The sequence below is a fragment of the Advenella kashmirensis WT001 genome (assembly GCF_000219915.2).
GTDB classification, from domain to species: domain Bacteria; phylum Pseudomonadota; class Gammaproteobacteria; order Burkholderiales; family Burkholderiaceae_B; genus Advenella; species Advenella kashmirensis.
Window position 1 is genome coordinate 896,028 of sequence record NC_017964.1, and the last position, 15,305, is coordinate 911,332.

Genomic DNA, 15,305 nt, shown 5'->3' on the forward strand with positions numbered 1-15,305 from the left:
TGATATATTTTTTATAAACAGGATTTTACTCAGACCCCTTACATGGCGTCAAATGCCGCCTGCAGGTCTTCTTTGCCAGATTTGCCGCTTTGCAAAAGAAGCATCAGCAGAATACGGGCTTTTTGCGGGCTCAAATTGCCCGCCATAACAGCACCTGCGTCTGCGGTCGTTTTACCGCCGCCTTCAAATCCGTAGTTGGCCATCACGCGACCGTTGTAGACACGGGTGGAAATCACAACCGGAACTTGTTTTCCCAGTGCATATTTGACAGCTTCGAACATCGGCTTGTTCATATTTCCCATGCCCAGCGCCTGCACACAATGCCCTTTGCTCCCTGATCTACGGCGCTACGCAGCAGGCTGCCATCGGCGCCGCCGTACATGGCAACAATCTCTACTTTCGGCATGGTCTCAGCACTGATGGGGATATGCTGGCGGCGCAGTGGTGCCCGGGCAAATATCACACGGTCAGGATAGACTTCGCCCAGGAAACCATAGTCACCCGATTGAAATGTTTCCACATTGGCAGTATGGGTTTTTGTAACATGACGTGCGGCATTGATCTGGTTGTTCATGGCCAGCATGGTGCCTTTGCCCTTTGCCTGTTCGTCTACGGCAATACGCACTGCATTCAGCAGATTGCGGGGGCCGTCAAAATCGGATGAGGAGGCATTGCGCTGGGCGCCGATCAGGACGATGGGTTTGTCCGATTGCACGGTCAAGTCCAGCCAGAATGCGGTTTCCTCCAGTGTATCGGTACCGTGCGACACAATGACGCCCGACACTTCCGGCCGTTGTGCCGCAGCACTGACCGCCTTGCTCAGTTCAATCCAGCGTGGCGGATCCATATAGTCCGACGGCACATTCGATAGATTGTTGACTTCTATTTTGGCGAACTCGGCCACGCCGGGCACCGTTGCCAGCAGATCATCGCCGGAGATCGCCGGTACCGGCGCTTTTTTGACAGGATCAATTTTCATGGCAATTGTCCCGCCGGTGGCAATAAACTGGACGGTTGGCTTATCCTGGGCGTGGGCTGCGCCGATCAGTGACGCGCACAGTCCGGCTAATACAAATGAGATTTTTTTCATGGTTGTCCCCTTATTGTGATTTAATTAACACGAATGTGATTCTGTGCAGGCTCGGCAGAAAGCCCTCCTGCGCCCGCATATGGTATCAGGATCGAGTTTCACATTTCACTGTTCACGCAATTTCTCCATTAGTTCCTTTCTCAGCCAATCCGGGTCTGCTGACCCGCCTGTCAAGGAGTCCGCAACATGAATCGAAAAAAAGCGAGTGATTTTCACCCCGATGTCCTTAAGCTGTTTGATGCCTATGTGCACGGCGGTATCAGTCGCAGGCAGTTTCTGGATCGTTCAGCGCGTTATGCAGTAGGCGGCGTCACAGGCTCGGCGATTCTCAGCAGTCTTGCACCGAATTTTTCCTGGGCGCAGCAAATTGCGCCTGATGACAAACGAATTAAAGCTGGCTACGTGGAATATCCTTCTCCCCAGGGCAATGGCACCATGAAAGGCTATCTGGCGCAGCCGGCCGATGCCAAGGGCAAGTTGCCTGGCGTTGTCGTTATTCACGAAAACCGGGGACTCAATCCCTATATCGAGGACGTGGCACGGCGACTGGCTGTTGAAAACTATGTCGCATTCGCGCCAGATGCGCTTACGCCGGCAGGCGGATATCCCGGTGATGAAGACAAGGCGCGCGAGCTTTTCGCCAAACTTGATCCAGCCAAGCGCACCGAAGATATGGTGGCGGCAGCGCAATTTCTGAAGGGGCACGAAGCCGTGAATGGCAACCTTGGTGCAGTTGGGTTTTGCTATGGCGGCGGGGTGGTCAATATGCTGGCTGTTCGCATGCCGGATCTGGCGGCTGCCGTCCCATTCTATGGTGGCCAGGCTGCCGCTGCAGATGTGCCGAAAATCAAGGCGCCACTACTGATCCATTATGCAGGCATTGATGAGCGCATCAACGCGGGATGGCCGGATTACGAAGCCGCGCTCAAGGCTAATAACAAGAAATATGAAATGCACATGTATGAAGGGGCCAATCATGGATTTCATAACGATACGACGCCCCGTTACGACGAAGCCGCGGCCAAGCTGGCGTGGTCCCGGACGCTGGCGTTTTTCAAATCGAACCTGGGCGGCTAATGCCAGTCGTGACCCAGGCGGATAAATAAGCTGGAAGGGTTTAAGCGCGGCGGGCCAGGGGCCTGCCGTTGCCTTGAAGCTTAGTGCTTATCGCGGTGAATCCAGAACGTAAATTTGAATTTGTCTTTTGGATAAATGTTGACCGTGATAAGAAATACTTTTTTTGCCTGATCCAGATAATGGCGGGTGATCTCCAGGCCTACAGAATCTGCTTCTACCTGCAACAAATGAGCCACCGCAGCGGGAACCTGCGTGGCCCCGACCTGCTGTTTCAAATCAATGACGGTACGACCTGTACGCTGTTCGATGAAATGGCACAACAGGCCTGAACCGTCCTTGATAAGATCCAGGATGGCCCGTCCGTCATCCGGGTCCATATAGGCATCGGTCCAGCAGATAGGATGATCCCGGTCTGTTAGTTCGGTTCGTAGTATCTGTACACGAAGCCAGCGTTTTCCAGCCTTGCATTCCAGGGTCGTTGCCAGTGCGTCATCACAAATAATTTCGCTGATATCCAGGACATTTCGAATAGTCTTGCTCGCGTAATTGACCAGATCCTCGATACTATGGAGCGATTTACTGTATTGGCTGGCAGGCTTGGCCGCCTCTACAACCGTGCCCGCCCGGCGCTTGCGCGATATCAATCCCAGCTCTTCCACAACCCTTAATGCTGATCGTATTGTTGTTCTGCTGACGTCGAATTGGCGAGCAAAATCAACCTCGCTTGGCAACCGGGATCCCACCGGGTAAATGCCATCCTTGATGTTTTTTACGATGGTATTGGCAAGTTCCGAGTATCTGACATCCATAGTTTGCATTCCCCTAATAGAGCCACATTGTACTTAGGAAACGGCCTTTGCGTCATCGGACCTGCCTGGGCGCTACGTTGGGGCTTTCCCAATATAGGTTCTTGACGATTGACTATATTTCATTATAATAGTCCGTACTAATTAATAGTACGTACTATTAAATCCAGAATAAATCAAAGGAGACTGCAATGAACAAATATGTATTGGGGCTTGCCGCTGGCCTGAGCTTTGTTGCTATGAGCTGTGCACAGGCACAGTATCCGGAAAAACCGGTATCAATCATTGTGCCGTTTCCCGCAGGACAGACCGGCGATCTGATTGCCCGTACCGTGGGTGAAAAACTGTCCAAAGCTCTGGGCCAGGCATTTATTGTCGAAAACAGAGGCGGGGCCGGCGGCACGATTGGTACGGGCTATGCGGCGCGCGCAAAACAGGACGGCTATACCTTGCTGTTGACTAGTACGGGGCCGTTTTCCATCGCGCCTCATTTGTACAAATCACTCAGCTACGATCCGCTTAAGGATTTGCAGCCCATTGCCGAAATAGCCACTTCGCCGCAGGTATTGGCTGTCAATCCCGATAATGGCATCAACTCGCTGAAAGACCTGGTGGCCAAGGCAAAACAGGAGGATTTGAACTTTGCTTCTGCGGGAACTGGCTCAACCCAGCATCTGACGATGGAATATTTTTTAAGTACGGCAGGTGCAAAGATGACGCATGTCCCATTCAAAGGCAGCTCGGAGGCGCAGCCACAGGTGATCAGTGGTCTGATTAGCGGGCTGTCCGACACCCTTCCTGCCATTTTGCCGCAGATCAAAGCGGGCAGACTCAAGGCGCTGGCTGTCGTGGGTTCAGAGCGCTCAGCATTTCTGCCTGACACTCCTTCGACAGACCAGGCAGGGTTTCCCGGTCTGAATACCGTTGCCTTTTTTGCTCTGATGGCGCCCAAGGGAACACCGCCAGAGGTTATTGAATTGCTGAATGCACAAGTGAATAAGGCGTTGAAGGAGCCGGCCACGCTTGAACAGTTCAAAAAATTGGCATTGACGCCGGCTAAAGAACAAACCGCGGCGCAGTTCACCGCTTATCTGGAAGATGAGGCGCAAAAATGGAAAAAAATTACAGATACGGCCAAAGTAGAAAAAAAGTAATAGCAGAGGCAGGCAGTAAATGAAAATTACCCGCATTATTGAAAGTCCTGTGCATTTGAAAAGTAATATTTCGAATGCATTGGTCAATTTCTCCGAGCACACGGTGTCACTTGTGGCAGTCGTGACTGACCAGATACGCAACAACAAGCCGGTAGTCGGCTTGGCTTTCAACTCGATTGGCCGGTACGCGCAAAGCGGCATTCTAAACAGCCGGATGATTCCCAGAATAGAACAGGAGCCGCCTGACGCATTATTGGACCAGAACGGGATGATTTGCCCGGAAAAAGTATTGGCTTGTGCGCTGCGTAACGAAAAGCCGGGCGGGCATGGAGATCGTGCCGCGGCTGCCAGCGCCCTGGAGCTGGCTATTTGGGATCTGAATGGCAAGCTGCAGGATTGCCCGGTGAGCCAGTTGATCCGGCAGCGTTACCGATTGGATCACGATGGACATCGTGTATTTGTCTACGCTGCCGGTGGTTACTATTATGAAGGCGAGGGGAGTCGCAAACTCAAGGAAGAACTGCAATCCTATCGCGACAGCGGCTTTACGATGTACAAAATGAAAATCGGCGGCGCAAGCCTGAGCGAAGACATGCGCCGGATTGAGGATGCCCTGACCGTGGCAGGAGAGGGCTGGAATCTGGCGGTGGACGCCAACGGCCGATTTGATCTTGCCGCCGCAAGAGCATATGCCAGGAGCATTCAACCATATCAGCTGCGCTGGTTCGAAGAAGCCGGCGACCCATTGGATTTCGAGTTAAATGCAATGGTTACAAACGAATATGAGGGACCGATAGCGACAGGTGAGAATCTGTTCTCGCGCCAGGATGTGAAGAACCTGACGTTGTATGGTGGAATGCGTTGCGATCGTGATATTTTCCAGATGGATTCGGGACTGGCGTATGGCATCACGGAATATGCGCGCATGCTAAATGAAATGGAAAGTCGCGGCTTCAGCCGAAAATTTTGTTTTCCGCATGGCGGCCAATTGATGGCGTTGCAGGTGGTGGCCGGTTTTGGTTTGGGAGGATCCGAGGTCTATCCGGGTATATTTCAGCCTATGGGTGGCTACGGCAGTACAACGAAAATAGTCGATGGGATGGTCAATGTCCCGGATGCGCCGGGCTTTGGATTCGAATGCAAGCCGCAGCTGTTCTCGCTTTTTGCAAAAATGATTGGATAGGATTGAGAGAAAAATGCGTGAAATTAACACTGACCTGATAACGAATACTGTTGCTCAATTGTGTATTGATGCCTGTCATCAATTGCCGGAAAATCTGGTGAATAGTTTCCACCGTGCAGCAGAAACAGAAGTGTCGCCGCTGGGTAAACAGGTATTGATAAAACTCATCGAGAACGACCGTATTGCAAGAGAGAATAATGTTTCCTATTGCCATGACACGGGCCTGACCATTGTTTATGCAGAAGTGGGACAGGATGTGCACATTACAGGCTGTAATTTCAATGATGCGCTTCAGAGCGGCGTCAGAAAAGGGTATGCCGAAGGATTCATGCGTAAGTCTGTGGTTGGTGATCCCTTAACAAGAATGAATACGAATGACAATACTCCGGCGGTTTTGCATACGGAAATTGTGCCAGGCGAACAGATTCGCCTGACGGTTTTACCCAAGGGAGGGGGCAGTGAAAACTGGAGCACCATGAAGTTTTTGTTACCTGGCGAAGGCGTTCAGGGTGTTAAAGACTTTGTGCTTCAGGCAATCATCAAGGCGGGAGGTAGTGCCTGCCCTCCGTTGACGGTTGGCGTTGGACTGGGCGGCAGTTTCGATAAGGTGACGGAAATTGCCAAGAAAGCCATTTTGCGTGACATTGGTGTTCACAGTGAGCTGCCGCATATCGCACAGCTGGAATCAGAACTGCTGGCTGAAATAAACAAAACAGGGATTGGCCCACAAGGTTACGGCGGGTCCAATACGGCGTTGTGGGTCGCGGTTGAAACGTATGCCTGTCATATCACGGCGCTGCCAGTGGCAGTCAATATACAGTGCCATGCCTCGCGTCGCAAAACGGCCATTATCTGAAGGAAGGGATGTAATGAAAACCTATCATCTGACAATGCCTATGTCCGACGAGCAAATCAGCCAGCTCAGGGTTGGCGATGAAGTATATCTGAGCGGCATAATTTACATGGCGCGCGATGCTGCGCATAAGCGGCTTATTGCTCTGCTTGATCAGGCAAACCTTTGCCGGTGGATTTGCAAGGGCAGGTTGTTTTTTACGGCGGACCCGGGCCGACCAAACCGGATCATGTCATTGGGGTGGTGGCGCCAACGTCGTCTTACCGAATGGATCCCTATACACCGAAATTATTTGAATATGGGGTCAAGGCTGCCATTGGGAAAGGAAATCGTGCAAAAGAGATTCGCCAGGCCTGCATTGATTTTAATGCAGTCTCGTTCTCTGCCATTGGCGGCATTTCTGCAACCCTGTTTGCGTGTATCAGGAAAGCGGAAATTGTCGCGTATGAAGATCTTAAGACCGAAGCGATTCAGCGCCTGGAAATAGAAAACTTCCCCCTGCTGGTGACGAACGATACCCAGGGCGGCGATCTTTATGAGCAGGAGGTGGAAAAATATCGTAAGCTGCTCAACGCCTGACAAGACGATTTAGCACAAATCGATAGCCGACGCCCGTTGTACGGCGCCGTTACATACGCTTATCTAGGGCGCCTGGCGATTGCGCTGTTGTTGGGATAAGAGAATTGGTATAGTTGCAAAGACTGTACTTCTTCAATTTCTTTTATTTAAACTATAGAACCCTTATGAATCAGTACCCGGACCGCCTTCCTCCCCTTGCACCAGAAACCTGGGGCGAAGATCAGAAACAGTACGCCCAGGAAATTATCAACGGCCCGCGTGGCGGGCTTTTGTCGCCTTTCATTCCCTTGATGCGCAGTCCTGAGCTGATGGCTCATGCCAGTCGCATGGGCGAGTACCTGCGGTATCGCAGTGCCCTGGGGCAGCGTCTGTCGGAGCTGGCAATACTTATCACCTCGCGACAGTGGTCCCAGCAGGTGGAGTGGGCGATTCATGCGCCGATCGCGCTGCGTGAAGGCGTATCTGAACAAACCATCGAGGCAATACGCGAAGGCCGCAAGCCCGAGGGGTTGCCTGAAGACGAGGCGATACTTTATGCATTCTCGACTGAGCTGTTTCGCAATCAGTCGGTATGCGATCGCACCTATGAGCGCGCGCTGCAGCAGTTTGGCGAGCAGGGGGTGATGGATCTGGTCGGCATCAATGGCTATTATTCGTTGCTTTCCATGGTCATGAATGTGGCCAGAACACCGGTTCCCGTGTCTTCGGCCAAGCCGCTGGTAACCATGCCCGCCGTGTAGCGTTGTCGGGCAGGTCCATTTATTGCAGGCGCAATAAATGGATGGCAAGGGGCGGCGAGCTTATGCGCACCCGTGTGATCAGGCAGGTTTTCCCGGAAAATGATCTGGCTTTGCACGGGGTCAATGCCGCTCATGACCGGCCGTCGATCACGCAGATTGGCAAAGATGCGGATACAGTTCATGGTAGAGGACTGTGGATTCTGTGTAATGACGGCGTCCATGGTTCCGTCGATCAGCAGGGCGCGGGTATCGGGTGTGAGTCCGTGACCGATAAACACCACTTTGTGCGCCAGGCCTGCTTCCTTGAGCGCTTTTGCCACGCCGTCGGATGCGCCGCCAATATTGTAGATTCCTGCCAGATCCGGTGATTGCTCCAGCAGTTGCCGCGTGAGTCGATAATTTTCTTCGGCGCTGTCCAGGCCCTCGCGCAATCCCACCACTTCAACGGTGGGAAACAGCTCCTTGAACATATACAGAAAACCCATTTCACGCTCTTCGTGAGCGCGATAACTCAGGCTGCCTGCGATCATGGCAACCTTGGCCGGCCGCGCGCCAATGAAGCGGGCAATCAGGTATGCCGCGGTACGGCCCGCAGCGCGATTGTCCAGGCCGATATAGGCGGCGCGGCCCGTATTGGAAATATCTGTTATCAGCGTTATTACATGCTTGCCCTTATCGACCAGTTCTTCGATAGCGTCGCGCACCAGTGGGTGTTCAATAGCCATGCAGGCCACGCAGTCAGCGCGCTCTGCCTGCTTTTTCAGGCTTGCGGCAAGGGCTTCGGGATTGAAGCCTTCTACATAATCGACTCTGCATTTGACGTTGTAGGGCGTCCAACTGTCCTGGGAGTAAGTGATGGTGTCGCCCAGCATCCTGATAAAGCGGTTGGTGCCTTTGGGGAGCACAAATGAAATACGCATGGCACTGGGGGTAAGTGCCGCATACAGATCATTTTCCGGAAGATAGGCCAATTCGGCTGCGGCGCGCAGTACGCGCTGGACCGTGGCCTCGCGCACGCCCGATCGGTGGTTCAATACGCGGTCTACCGTGGCAGTGGACACGTTGGCCAGTTTGGCAATATCTGCAATATTGGCCCTGCTTGCGGCTTTCTCTGAGTTTTTCATTACATCAAAAACCATCATTTAATTTGATTGACGCTGGTATATTATCACTATATCGTTGCGGTTAGAAAAATAATAAAATCAAAAAACATCATTTAACGTCTGGAGACAAATATGCAGAAGTATTCTCGCCGCAGCATGCTGTGCACCCTGTCCGCCATGCCGCTGGCAGGTGTTGTCAGCGCGCTGCCACAGATGGCGCGTGCTGCCGAATTTTCCTATAAGTATGGCAACAACCTTCCGCTGTCTCACCCCTTGAATATTCGCGCCAAGGAAGCGGCCGATGAAATCCGGGAAAAATCCGGCGGACGGGTCGATATCGCCATTTTCCCCAACAACCAGCTCGGCGGCGATACCGATATGTTGTCGCAGGTGCGCTCCGGCGGCATTCAGTTCTTTACGCCGTCTTCACTTGTGATTGCTACGCTGGTGCCGGTTGCGGCCATTAATGCACTGGGTTTTGCTTTCAGTGATTATGCCCAGGTGTGGAAAGCGATGGACGGCGATCTGGGTGCACATGTCCGGGCCTCCATCCGCAAGATACGTCTGTATGCCTTTGACAAAATGTGGGATAACGGTTTTCGCCAGATGACCAGCAGCAAGGGGCCGATACAGCAGGCATCCGATCTGGAAGATCTGAAAATCCGCGTGCCGGTCAGCCCGTTGTCCATTTCCATGTTCAAAGGTCTGGGTGCCGCTCCGACAAGCCTTCAGTTCAGCGAAGTGTATTCGTCTTTGCAGACCAAGATTGTGGATGCCCAGGAAAACCCGTTGCCTATCATCCAGGTGGCAAAACTGTATGAAGTGCAAAAATACTGCTCCCAGACTAATCACATCTGGGATGGCTTCTGGTTTATTGCCAACGGCGCGGCATGGGATCGGTTGCCCGATGATCTGAAGAAAATTGTTGCAGATGGCATTAATGGCGCAGGTATGCGTCAGCGCGAAGATATCCGAAAGCTCAATGATTCGGTGCAGAGCGATTTGCAAGCCAAAGGGCTGGCTTTCAATGCGCCGGCGCCCGACACATTCCGGGCTGCACTGCGCGATGCCGGTTTTTACAAAGAGTGGAAGGGCCGTTTTGGCGACGAAGCCTGGTCTGCTCTCGAGGCCTCGGTAGGCAAACTGGTTTAGTGTGATGGAAACTGCAATGATGACCGACTCTGCGATGGCGCTGAACACGCCCGCCACAACCCCTGTTTCCGGCGCCGGCAAGCTGGTTCATACGGCCGATAATGCGCTTGGCCGCAGTATTGAGCTGGTCGCCGTAATGCTGATCATCCTGGAAGTTGTGATTCTGTTTTCTGGTGTTGCAGCTAGGTACGTATTGCATGTGCCATTGGTGTGGACCGATGAACTGGCCTCGATCCTGTTTCTCTGGCTGTCCATGCTGGGGGCGGTCATCGCGTTGCGGCGCGGGCAGCACATGCGCATGACCGCCTTTGTTGACCGGGTTTCCCCCGATCGGCGTCTGTTGCTTGAAGGTTTTGCTTCGTCTGCATCACTGGCCTTCCTGGCGCTTTTTCTGTATCCGGCATTCGAGTATGCCTACGAAGAATCCTATATTGTGACTCCGGCGCTCGAAATAAGTAATGCCTGGCACGCAGCGGCATTGCCGGTGGGTATTGCACTCATGATCCTGACGTCGGTTTTTCGCATGGCCATGACGGCCGATCGCAAGCAATTGTGGATTAGCCTGGGCGTTACATTGGCCTTACTGGGTGTGTTCTGGCTGGCGCATCCCGTGCTAATGGGGCTAGGGAAATTCAATCTGGTGATTTTCTTTGTCTTTGTGGTGGCCGCTTGCGTCTTTTCCGGCGTGCCGATTGCCTTTTCCTTTGCGCTGGCTACTTTCGGCTATCTCACGCTAACGACCCAGACCCCCATTGTCGTGATGGTGGGCCGTTTGAACGAAGGCATGTCTCATCTGATTCTGCTGGCTGTCCCGCTTTTCATCTTCCTGGGCGCACTCATAGAGATGACGGGAATGGCGCGGGCCATGATCCAGTTCCTGGCCAGTTGTCTGGGACATGTTCGTGGCGGCTCTCTTATGTATTGATTGGCGCCATGTATCTGGTTTCCGGTATTTCCGGTTCCAAGATTGCAGATATGGCCGCCATCACGCCGGTACTGTTTCCCGAGATGGAAAAGCGCGGCGCCAAAAAGGGTGAACTTGTTGCCTTGCTGTCCGCAACAGGCGCGCAGACCGAGACCATTCCACCATCCATTGTGCTGATCACCATAGGCTCGGTTACCGGCGTATCCATTGCCGCGCTGTTTACCGGGGGCATACTGCCGGCTGTTGTGCTGGGCTTGTGTTTGTGTGTCGTGGTTGGCTGGCGCTATCGCCACGAAGATCTGTCAAAGGTTGCAAAAGTACCCAAGCGTGATATTTTTCGTTTCCTGCTGATTGCCTTGCCCGCCATTTCGTTGCCGTTCGTTATCCGCGCTGCGGTTGTGGAGGGTATCGCGACAGCCACTGAGGTCTCTACATTGGCGTGGTGTACTCCATTCTTCTGGGCCTGCTGGTTTACCGGCAATTTGACTGGAAGCGCGTGGCGCCTATCCTGGTGGAAACGGCAACGCTGTCAGGCGCCATTATGCTGATAATCGGCTGTGCTACGGCCATGGCCTGGGCGCTCACTCAATCTGGCTTTTCCAGTGATCTGGCGGCGCTTATGGCGAACGTGCCAGGCGGCGGTTATGGCTTTCTGATCATCTCGATATTTGCGTTCATCATATTGGGGAGCATTCTGGAAGGGATCCCTGCCATCGTCCTGTTCGGGCCACTGCTCTTTCCGGTCGCACGGGCACTGGAAATTCATGATGTGCATTATTCGATCGTCGTCATTTTTGCAATGGGTATCGGGCTGTTCGCTCCGCCATTCGGCGTAGGCTATTACGGCGCATGTGCAATCGGCAAGGTTAATCCGTCAGAAGGCATGCGCTATATCTGGGGTTATGTTGTCGCGCTGTTTGTCGGGCTGATGATCGTGACATTTGTTCCCTGGATCTCTACCGGTTTTATCAAATAAATTATCTCGCCATACAGGTTCATGGTGCCTGTTTTTGCAGGCATCATTTTTATCAAATAGCTGGAACACAATATGAGTACATTCTTTGGCGAAATTCGTCAGCTGGGATATGTTGTCGACGATATCGAAGCGGCAATGGCTTACTGGAGCAACACGCTGGGCGTGGGGCCCTGGTATTACAACCCCAAGGTGCCGATCCGCAACTATGAATATGACGGTCAGGCCTACGAGCCACATAATTCAGTGGCGCTGGCCAATTCCGGCTTCGTGCAGGTAGAACTGATACAGACGCGCAACGATGTTCCGTCGATGTACCGCGATTTTCTGCAAGCGGGCCGCACCGGTCTGCAGCATGTCGCTTACTGGACCGAGCAATACGATGCCGATCTTGAACGGTTGCTCAAGCAGGGTTTTAAGCCACGCATGAGCGGCGAGGTTGGCGAGCAGGGCAGGTTCATCTATTTTGATACTGAGTATCATCCGGGCACAGTTATCGAACTGTCGGAAGTGGCCGGCCCCAAGGGACGTTTGTTTGACCTGATTCGCTCGACGTCGGAAGGCTGGAATGGCCAACAGGCCATCCGGCCGTTTCCGGATCTGGATACATTATGAGCGATACTGTCGTACAGGCCCGATATGTGGTGGAAACGCCATTTGAGCCGGCCAAAGTGGCGGAAATTATGGCTGGTGAACAGTCTTGCGGAACCTTTACCCGCGTGGCTGGCGAAACCGATGAGTTGCGAGAGCGAGCCCGCGCCACGGTAACCGCGGTGACCGAGTTGCCCGCAGGCGAGGCGCCCAGTTTGCCCAATGCCTGGCTCGAAGGCCGACAGGTAAACGGTCCATGGCGTCGCGCCCGGATTGATATTTCATTTCCGATAGCTAATTTTGGCGCTAACCTGGCCACGCTGGCTGCCACGGTCTCGGGCAATCTTTACGACTTGGGTGAAGTGACCGGATTGCGTCTTGAGTCGCTGACGCTGCCCGCTTCATTTCGTATGCGGTTTGCCTTGCCCGGCCTGGGCATTGCCGGCACCCGTGCCAGTATTGGTGTGGCTGCGGGCGCCATGGTCGGCACGATTATCAAGCCGAATGTCGGCATGAGTTCGGCGCAGACGGCAGCACTGGTAAAAACCTTGTGCGAGGCCGGTGTTGATTTCATCAAGGATGATGAAGTGTGCGCCAATCCGGACCATGCACCACTGGCCCAGCGCGTACCTGCGGTGATGGCCGTTATTCGCGAGCATGCACAGCGCACTGGTAAAAAGGTCATGATGGCATTCAATATCAGCGATGATCTGGATTCCATGCGACGCCATGCAGACCTGGTGGCGCAGGAAGAAGGCACTTGTGTGATGGCCAGTCTCAATTATTGCGGCTTCTCGGCCATTGAAAGCCTCAGAAAGAGTACGCCACTTGCTATCCATGGTCATCGTAATGGCTTTGGAGCCGTCTCGCGGCACCCGTTGCTTGGCATGGCATATCAGCCATATCAGACGATGTGGCGCCTGGCAGGGGTGGATCACATGCATGTGCATGGCCTTCAGGGGAAATTCTCGCAGCCAGATAGTGAGGTAGTAAGTGCAGCCGCCGACTCTCTGGCGCGCATGTCCGACACGGTCGATGATCGGGTGTTACCTGTGTTTTCGTCGGGCCAGTGGGCAGGTACGGTCCCGGTGACCTGGCAATCGATTCAAAGTCAGGATCTGCTCTTCATGTCTGGCGGCGGCATTCTGGCCCACCCCATGGGGCCGGCGGCCGGTGTGGTCAGCCTTCGGCAGGCCTGGGCAGCGCAGCAGGAAGGCGCCAGGCTGGAAGATTACGCTTGCAATATGCCCGAGCTGAAGGCGGCCCTCTCGTTTTTTGGCGACAAGCAATCATGAGCCTGAGGTTTGGCTGGTACGGCGATGATTTCACGGGGGCGACCGATACGCTGGCCGTTGCGGCACGAGCCAATCTTCGTAGCATGCTGTTTCTGGACGTGCCCACCGAAGCGCAATTGGCGCGTATCGGCCCATTGCAGGCAATCGGAATAGCAGGGACGGCGCGCGGCATGAGTCCGCAACAGATGCAGTCCTGTTTGCCGAAGATCGGGCGCTTTTTCCGGGATCAGCAGGTGCCGGTGCTGCATTATAAATGTTGTTCCACCTTTGATAGCGCCGCACACACGGGCAGCCTGGGGGCTGCAGTCAATATCCTGGGCGACTACGTGCAAGCGCCGTTTGCATTGTTTGTAGGTGGCCAGCCCGATATTGGTCGTTACTGCTGTTTTGGCAATCTTTTTGCTGCGGCCGGGGATTGCGGCCAGGTGCATCGTATCGACCGGCATCCAACCATGCAATGCCATCCGGTGACACCAATGCATGAAGCTGACTTGAGATTGCATCTGCAATCGCAGGCAATGGCAGATGTCATCAGCATTCCTTATACGGCATATCAACAGCAACCGGCCGTGCTGGATGCGCATGTTGATAGGGCCATCCACCGCTGTGCTAGCACCCAGGGAAAAATGGATACCGGTGTCCTGTTCGATGTTTCGGACAGCACGCAGCTTGCAAGCGTGGGACGGCAGATCCTGCGTATCGCCCATAATCACGGTACAGCCTTGGTTGTCGGCTCAAGTGTTGTGCTGCAGGCAGTGGCCGCGGCAGAAAATACCGGTGAACGCAGCCATCGCGCTTTGGGCCACGCGATTGGCGACAGGCAACCGACACACAGTGGTCCGACGTTTGTATTGGCGGGAAGCCTGTCTCCGGTGACCGCTGCGCAGGTGGGGGCCGCCAGCGGATATGTAAAATTGCCTTTGCAGGCGCGCCTGCTGTTGAATGACGCTGCCTACCGGGCCGCACAATGCCAGCACATTTGTGATCAGCTGAGTGCTAATCGACATGTTCTGGCCTATGTCGACCAGCAAAACGGGCGCGACAACGCAATACAATCAGCGGATCTGGCGGCGGCAACAGCCCGCTTTGTATATTCGACGCTGCAATTGTTGGCAGAGCAGGGTATACACCTGGGGCAGCTTGGCATTGCAGGTGGAGATACATCCAGTCAGGCGATTGCGCAACTGGATCTGTGGGCATTGTCATATTCAGGTGTACTATCGCCCGGCGTAACTGTTTGTTCAATGCATAGTGACAATCCCGCATTGGATGGCCTGACCGTCATGTTAAAGGGTGGGCAGATGGGAAGTGAGGATATTTTCGATAAATTGCTGCAAGTGCCGGTGACCCGCTAAGCTGCGCCCATGGCAGCATGGCAAGTTCATTTCTGCCTAAGCCTTTCGGCACGGCGCACGACCACAGTAAGCCGCTGCAGCAATTCTTGCGCCAGACTTATATTGCAATAGCAATAAAAATAACAAATCAGATTGATGTTGCCCAATTGCATAAAAAGTCTAATCGCCGTAACATGGTAAGTGCTATCCACACTACAGGGAGCAGCGCCATGAGCGATCATGTCTATAAGCATATTGAACTGACGGGTTCGTCAAAAACCAGCATAGAAGACGCAGTAAGCAACGCGCTGGCCAAAGCCAATGAGACAGTAAGGAACATCCAGTGGTTCTCGGTTACCGAGACCCGGGGACACGTTGTCGACGGCAAAGTGGCTCACTGGCAGGTCAGCATCAAGGCGGGTTTTACGCTGGAATGAACCAGGCGGGGTG

General features: G+C 53.7%; 11 protein-coding genes and 4 pseudogenes. 12 read left to right on the plus strand and 3 right to left on the minus strand.

Annotated features, from left to right (window positions below; translation table 11 throughout):
- Nucleotides 1–38 precede the first annotated feature (38 nt).
- A pseudogene (locus tag TKWG_RS04200) lies at nt 39–1,090 on the minus strand (asparaginase).
- A gap of 186 nt (nt 1,091–1,276) precedes the next feature.
- Between TKWG_RS04200 and TKWG_RS04205 the strand changes: the two are divergent.
- Nucleotides 1,277–2,167 (plus strand): dienelactone hydrolase family protein, encoded by an 891-nt coding sequence (locus tag TKWG_RS04205; RefSeq protein WP_014749630.1) that lies wholly within the window; start codon nt 1,277–1,279, stop codon nt 2,165–2,167.
- A gap of 80 nt (nt 2,168–2,247) precedes the next feature.
- Here TKWG_RS04205 and TKWG_RS04210 read toward each other — a convergent pair whose 3' ends face one another.
- Nucleotides 2,248–2,976 (minus strand): GntR family transcriptional regulator, encoded by a 729-nt coding sequence (locus tag TKWG_RS04210; protein WP_014749631.1) that lies wholly within the window; start codon nt 2,974–2,976, stop codon nt 2,248–2,250.
- A 188-nt stretch (nt 2,977–3,164) separates the two neighbouring features.
- Here TKWG_RS04210 and TKWG_RS04215 point away from each other — a divergent pair, with 188 nt between their 5' ends.
- The 5 genes and pseudogenes from TKWG_RS04215 to TKWG_RS04235 all read left to right on the plus strand — a co-directional run bounded on the left by TKWG_RS04215 (nt 3,165) and on the right by TKWG_RS04235 (nt 7,482).
- Nucleotides 3,165–4,127 (plus strand): Bug family tripartite tricarboxylate transporter substrate binding protein, encoded by a 963-nt coding sequence (locus tag TKWG_RS04215; RefSeq protein WP_014749632.1) that lies wholly within the window; start codon nt 3,165–3,167, stop codon nt 4,125–4,127.
- 19 nt (nt 4,128–4,146) lie between these two features.
- The gene (locus TKWG_RS04220) at nt 4,147–5,310 is read left to right on the plus strand and encodes an enolase C-terminal domain-like protein (RefSeq protein WP_014749633.1); all 1,164 of its coding nucleotides are present in this window, start codon (nt 4,147–4,149) and stop codon (nt 5,308–5,310) included.
- Nucleotides 5,311–5,323: 13 nt separating this feature from the next.
- The gene (locus TKWG_RS04225; protein ID WP_014749634.1) at nt 5,324–6,166 is read left to right on the plus strand and encodes a fumarate hydratase; all 843 of its coding nucleotides are present in this window, start codon (nt 5,324–5,326) and stop codon (nt 6,164–6,166) included.
- Nucleotides 6,167–6,206: 40 nt separating this feature from the next.
- Nucleotides 6,207–6,742, plus strand: a pseudogene (locus tag TKWG_RS04230) (FumA C-terminus/TtdB family hydratase beta subunit).
- 164 nt (nt 6,743–6,906) lie between these two features.
- Nucleotides 6,907–7,482, plus strand: a complete 576-nt coding sequence (locus TKWG_RS04235) for a carboxymuconolactone decarboxylase family protein (protein ID WP_041709019.1) — start codon at nt 6,907–6,909, stop codon at nt 7,480–7,482.
- Nucleotides 7,483–7,562: 80 nt separating this feature from the next.
- On the opposite strand, the pseudogene TKWG_RS04240 reads toward TKWG_RS04235, so the two are convergent.
- Nucleotides 7,563–8,624: pseudogene (locus TKWG_RS04240) on the minus strand (LacI family DNA-binding transcriptional regulator); the annotation flags it as partial.
- Between the two features lie 93 nt (nt 8,625–8,717).
- Between TKWG_RS04240 and TKWG_RS04245 the strand changes: the two are divergent.
- The 6 genes and pseudogenes from TKWG_RS04245 (at nt 8,718) to TKWG_RS04270 (ending at nt 15,292) form a co-directional block, all read left to right on the plus strand.
- Nucleotides 8,718–9,737, plus strand: coding sequence for a TRAP transporter substrate-binding protein (locus tag TKWG_RS04245; protein WP_014749639.1), 1,020 nt, complete (start codon nt 8,718–8,720; stop codon nt 9,735–9,737).
- 136 nt (nt 9,738–9,873) lie between these two features.
- Nucleotides 9,874–11,638, plus strand: a pseudogene (locus TKWG_RS04250) (TRAP transporter large permease).
- A 72-nt stretch (nt 11,639–11,710) separates the two neighbouring features.
- Nucleotides 11,711–12,250: a VOC family protein gene (locus TKWG_RS04255; protein WP_014749640.1), complete on the plus strand. Its 540-nt coding sequence runs from the start codon at nt 11,711–11,713 to the stop codon at nt 12,248–12,250.
- Complete coding sequence (locus tag TKWG_RS04260; RefSeq protein WP_014749641.1) at nt 12,247–13,521, plus strand: ribulose-bisphosphate carboxylase large subunit family protein; 1,275 nt, start codon at nt 12,247–12,249, stop codon at nt 13,519–13,521. Before TKWG_RS04255 ends, TKWG_RS04260 begins: the two co-directional genes overlap by 4 nt.
- The gene (locus TKWG_RS04265; protein WP_014749642.1) at nt 13,518–14,876 is read left to right on the plus strand and encodes a four-carbon acid sugar kinase family protein; all 1,359 of its coding nucleotides are present in this window, start codon (nt 13,518–13,520) and stop codon (nt 14,874–14,876) included. The genes TKWG_RS04260 and TKWG_RS04265 overlap by 4 nt, the downstream gene beginning before the upstream one ends.
- 209 nt (nt 14,877–15,085) lie before the next feature.
- The gene (locus TKWG_RS04270; protein WP_014749643.1) at nt 15,086–15,292 is read left to right on the plus strand and encodes a dodecin; all 207 of its coding nucleotides are present in this window, start codon (nt 15,086–15,088) and stop codon (nt 15,290–15,292) included.
- Nucleotides 15,293–15,305: the final 13 nt, after the last annotated feature.